The following is a 4,710-nucleotide window of genomic DNA, read 5'->3' on the forward strand; positions in this document are numbered from 1 at the left end:
TCGGCGTCGCTCGCGCCCGTGGCGCCAGCGTCGCTCGCGCCCGTGGTGTCACGAAGCCCTGGTTCGTCCCGGTCCGCGACGTCGGCGACGGAGCCGGGCGTCCCGGGGCGCACGACGCTGTGCACCACATAGGCGATCGCCGCGAGCACGATGGCGATGTCCGCGACATTGCCGACGAACAGGCCGCCGTAGTCGATGAAGTCGATGACGTGACCCCGTCCGATCCCCGGCTCACGCACGAAGCGGTCGATCAGATTGCCCAGCGCCCCACCGACGATGAAGCCGAGCACGACGGCGAGCCAGCGGGTGACCGGCTTGGTGTGGATACGGTGCACGATCCCGAGAACGATGACGACCGCCAGCGCCGTCACCACATAGGTCATGCCGTCGAAGGCCGAGAACGCGGCACCGGAGTTGCGGGTCAACCGGAAGGAAAGCAGGTCGCCGATCAGGGGGTGCTCGACCCCCGGGGTCAGTTCGCGCAGCGCGACCCATTTGGACACCTGGTCGATCACCACGACCCCCAGCGCCAGGCACCAGAAGCGGGTGATCTCGACGAGGCGCTGGGCGTGGCCGATCGGGTCAGCGGTCAGCGGCGTTCCTGTTTGCTCTTGCATGGCACGCATAGGGTCGCACGGGGAGCAGCCTCGAGGCGAAGTTTGCCGATCGCCTGCCCACACGATTCGCAGGTTCCGTAGCTGCCATTCGCCAGCCGGTCCAGGGCGTGCTGCCCCTGATCGAGCATCTCGCGCGCATTGTTGGCCAGGCTCATCTCCTGCTCGCGCTCGAGCGTCATACTGCCCGCGTCGGCCTGGTCGTCGCCGGCACCGTCACCGGACTGGCGCATCAGCGCGGCCACCTCGCGCTCGGCGTCGCTCACCTCGGCGCGCAGGCTCGCCATATCCGACTCGATGCGGGTGCGAATCGCGTCGATCTCGGCCGTCGTCCAGGGGTCCTCGCCCTCCTTGACGACGTAGGCAGGCGTGGACGACCCGGGTGCGTCGCCGACCTCGCCGACCTCGGCGACGCTCGCCTTGCGCGCCAGCGAGCGCGGCGCAGAGGTGGGTGAGGCCGCCCGTGCGGTCGCCTTCTTCGCCGGTGAACTGCTGCCGGTCGTGCTCCTGCCGGACGTCATTGCCAGCCCCCTTCGACCCGTCGTCGTGCCCCCGTCGGCGACGGGGGCACGCGGATGAGGATAGGGCATGCGCGCCGGTCCGACCTTGGTGGACCGGCGCGAAATGCCCGTCAGGACAAGGCGGCGGGCTCGGTCAGTGACTGCGAGATCGGTGTCTCGGCCACCAGGCCAGCGAGCTGGTCCTGCAGGTAGGCACGCAGCCGGTTGCGGTAGGTCTGCTCGTAGCTCTGCAGCTCACCGATCAGGCCCTCGAGGTCGGCGCGCTTGCTCTCCAGGTCGGTCAGGATGTCGGCGCGGCGATCGTTGGCCTCCGAGACCATCCCGGCGGCCCGCTCCCGGGCATCGGTGAGCATCGACTCGCGCTGCTCGACAGCCTCGGCGAGCAGGACATCGTGCTGCTCCTGGGCGCTGGAGAGCAGTTCGTCATGGCGGGACTGCGCGCTACCAACGACCTCGTCGTGGTGGACCTGGGCGATGCGCTCCTGGGCGGCGGCCTCGACCCGGTCGGCCTCCTGGTTGATCCGGGTGATCCGCTCGTTGGCCAACTGCTCGGCCTCATCCGCGCGGGAGTTCGCGGTGTCGATGCGGGTGCGCGCAGCCTGCTCGGCCTCATCCGCGCGGGCGTTGACGTCGGCGATCAGGTTGGCGGCGCGGGCCTGGTCCTCATCGCCCGACGCGGCGGCCGCGGCGATCCGCTCCTCGTCTTCGCGGCGGACGCGCTCCTGCAACTCGGCGAGGGCGCGCTCTGCCTCCTGACGCTGGGCGATCTCGCGGTCAAAGCGGCCCCTGGAGGTTGGTGTCGAGCATCGGCACGGCGGCCGCGGCATCTTGGGAGCGGAAGTCGCCACGCTCGATCCGGCGCGGCAGTCCTCGAGTTCTTTGTTCAGCCGGCGCAGCGTCGCCACAATCTCGTCGAGGAAGTCGTCGACCTCGCGCTCGTCGTACCCGCGGCGAACCTGTGTCGTCCCGAACGTCTTGTTGAGGACATCCTCGGGGGTGAGCGCCTTGTCTGCTCCCGGAACTTCTGCGTGCGCATGAGTTACCCCAGACGCGAGGTACCGGATAGCAGTTTAGAGGATGGACATCGCCATGGAAATAACAATCATCAGCACAAGAAATGACAGGTCCAGACCGACCCCACCAATGCGGATCACCGGGAGCACTTTGCGCAGGGCCTTCAGCGGTGGATCGGTGGCGGTGTAGATCGCCTCCGCGAGGATCAAGACCACCCCCCGGGGTCGCCAATCGCGGGCGAAAACCTGCACCCAGTCGAAGATCAGGCGCCCAATCAGCAGGACGAAATAGAGGAACAGCAGGGTGCGGAGGACGTCGGTGATGATGGCCACGCGGGAACCTAGGGCTTCACATTTCTCTCGGGAGCGGTCGAGGGGTCAACGTGCCGCCCGGGCCGGCTGTTCCGGCCCAGCTCAACTCTGGTTGAACAACCCGCGCGGAGCCTCGACACCGGGCTCCTCGGTCGCGACCTCCACATGCTCGGGCGAGAGCAAAAAGACCTTGGCCGTCACCCGCTCGATGGAGCCGTGCAGGCCGAAGACGAGGCCGGCGGCGAAGTCGACCAGCCGCTTGGCGTCGGCGTCACCCATGTCGGTGAGATTCATGATGACGGGAACACCGTCGCGGAAGGCCTCGCCGATGTTCTTGGCTTCGTTGTAGGTGCGCGGGTGGATGGTGGTGATCCGGCTCAAGGTGGACGGGGTCTCCTCACGCACGACTCGGGTCAGGGCCGCGCGCCGCGGCATCGGGGTGACTTCGGCGCTGGTGCGCTGCTCGACGCGCGGCTCGGGGACGGCGCGGGCCGCGACCGGCGCCGGGGTGGCCTCGGCATCGTCATACGACTCGGAGTCGTAGTAGTCGTCGTAGCGGTCGTCCTCGGCGAACCCGAGATAGACCATTGTCTTCTTCAGCGCTCCGGCCATGCCTACCCTCACTCCTGATTGCGTCCCGACCCGCGGAGGCGGTGCGCGTTTCGGTTGTCCTGAAGCAAGTTAACGAAAGCGACTGCGAGAACCCAGGATTGCGGACCCGACACGCAGGTGTGTCGCCCCATTGGCCACAGCGGCCTCCAGATCACCACTCATGCCAGCCGAGATCCACGTCGCCTCAGGCGCCAGCCGACGGACGCGGCCGGCGAGCTCGGCCAGGGTGGCGAAAGCTGCCCCCGCCTGAGCTCCGGGCGGCGGGACCGCCATCACCCCGGAAAGCCGCAAGGGCGAGGCCAGCACTGCCTCGGCCAGCCGCTCGAGGTTCTCGGCTGCCACGCCGCCCCGGCTCGGATCACCGTCCAGGCTGATCTGCAGGAGCACAGGCAGCGTGCCTGCCTCGGTCGAGCCGAGTCGCGCCGCACGGCCCGTCCGGCCCCGTGCGAGCGGGCCGATCAAGCGCTCGCGATCCAGCGAGTGCACGACATCGGCGAGTGCTCCCGCGGCGACGGCCTTGTTGGATTGAAGGCGGCCGATCAAATGCAGGCGCAGGCCGGCGAAGGCCTCGGCACCCGATTTCGCGGCGGCCTCCTGAACCTTGTTCTCGCCGACATCGGTAACGCCGAGGTCGCGCAGGAGGATCACGTCCGATGCGGGGAAAGTCTTGGTCACGACGACGAGGGCAACGTCCTGCCGGGCGCGCCCGGCTCTCGCGCACGCTGCGTCGATCCGGGCCTCGACCTCGGCCAGCCCCGCCGCGAGTTCCGTCCGCCGGTCGGCCCGATCGGTCATACCGTCCTCCGGACGATGACGCCCGCATGGCGGCCGGTGCGGCCGTCGCGGCGATAGGAATACTGGTCCGCCGATTCGCGGGTACATCCACCGGCCCGCAGGGCCGGTATGCCCAGTGCCGCCAGCTGGGCGAGCACCCCAGCGGCGATGTCGAGGGCGGGTGTCCCGTCTCGACTGACCGCTGCCGCTTGCGGGACGTATGCCGTCACTTCCGCCGCCAGATCGGCCGGCACTTCGTAGCACGCGCCACAGACCGCGGGGCCGACGACCGCGTCGAGTCGTTCGGCGCCGAGAGCGCGCAGGCGCTCCACGACGGCAGCGACGGTTCCGGCAGTCAGCCCCGGACGGCCCACGTGTGCCGCGCCGATTAGGCCGGCCTGCGCATCGGCGAGGAGCACGGGGACGCAGTCCGCAGCCAGCACCGCGAGCGCCAGGTCCGGCTCCGCGGTCACGATGGCATCGGCCTGCGGCTCCGCCTCGAGGGGAGCGGTAACCGTGACCACCTCCGCACCGTGCACCTGATGCAGGAAGATCAGCCGGTCTGGCTCGACCCCCACGGCCGCGGCCAGCGTGGCCCGGTTGACGACAACGGCAGCCGGGTCGTCGCCGACCCGGCTGCCGAGGTTGAGTGCGTCGAAGTCGCCAGTGCTGTAACCGCCGTGGCGGTCGGTCAGTGCCCGGGTGATCCCGTCACGAGTGGACTGCCAGCCGAACACGATCCGACTACTTCAGCCACTCCGGGACGTCGAGGTCGTCGCTCTCGTCGAAAACGACCTGCTTGGGCGGGCGCACCGGCTGGACCGGAACGCTCGGCGTCGCTGCCGCGGGCTCGGCGGCCGGGGC

The 4,710-nt window shown here is 69.4% G+C and carries 7 protein-coding genes; all 7 read right to left on the bottom strand.

Going from position 1 to position 4,710, the window contains the following annotated elements:
* A partial coding sequence (lspA, locus tag PKH97_RS13800) for a signal peptidase II (RefSeq protein WP_324388110.1) occupies positions 1 to 617 on the bottom strand: 617 nt, incomplete at its 3' end.
* Positions 590 to 1,135, bottom strand: a complete 546-nt coding sequence (locus PKH97_RS13805; protein WP_324388111.1) for a TraR/DksA C4-type zinc finger protein — start codon at positions 1,133 to 1,135, stop codon at positions 590 to 592. The genes lspA and PKH97_RS13805, both read right to left, overlap by 28 nt.
* Positions 1,136 to 1,245: 110 nt before the next feature.
* Complete coding sequence (locus tag PKH97_RS13810) at positions 1,246 to 1,962, bottom strand: hypothetical protein (protein ID WP_324388113.1); 717 nt, start codon at positions 1,960 to 1,962, stop codon at positions 1,246 to 1,248.
* Between the two features lie 243 nt (positions 1,963 to 2,205).
* Positions 2,206 to 2,481, bottom strand: a complete 276-nt coding sequence (locus tag PKH97_RS13815; protein WP_324388115.1) for a YggT family protein — start codon at positions 2,479 to 2,481, stop codon at positions 2,206 to 2,208.
* Between the two features lie 81 nt (positions 2,482 to 2,562).
* Positions 2,563 to 3,072 carry a cell division protein SepF gene (gene sepF, locus PKH97_RS13820; RefSeq protein ID WP_324388117.1) on the bottom strand — a complete coding sequence of 170 codons (510 nt, stop codon included), beginning with the start codon at positions 3,070 to 3,072 and terminating at the stop codon, positions 2,563 to 2,565.
* A gap of 69 nt (positions 3,073 to 3,141) precedes the next feature.
* Positions 3,142 to 3,867, bottom strand: coding sequence for a YggS family pyridoxal phosphate-dependent enzyme (locus tag PKH97_RS13825; RefSeq protein ID WP_324388119.1), 726 nt, complete (start codon positions 3,865 to 3,867; stop codon positions 3,142 to 3,144).
* Positions 3,864 to 4,583 (bottom strand): peptidoglycan editing factor PgeF, encoded by a 720-nt coding sequence (gene pgeF, locus PKH97_RS13830; RefSeq protein ID WP_324388120.1) that lies wholly within the window; start codon positions 4,581 to 4,583, stop codon positions 3,864 to 3,866. Before pgeF ends, PKH97_RS13825 begins: the two co-directional genes overlap by 4 nt.
* Between the last annotated feature and the right edge of the window lie 127 nt (positions 4,584 to 4,710).

The organism is Nostocoides sp., assembly GCF_035343835.1.
Taxonomy (GTDB): Bacteria; Actinomycetota; Actinomycetes; order Actinomycetales; family Dermatophilaceae; genus Nostocoides_A; species Nostocoides_A vanveenii.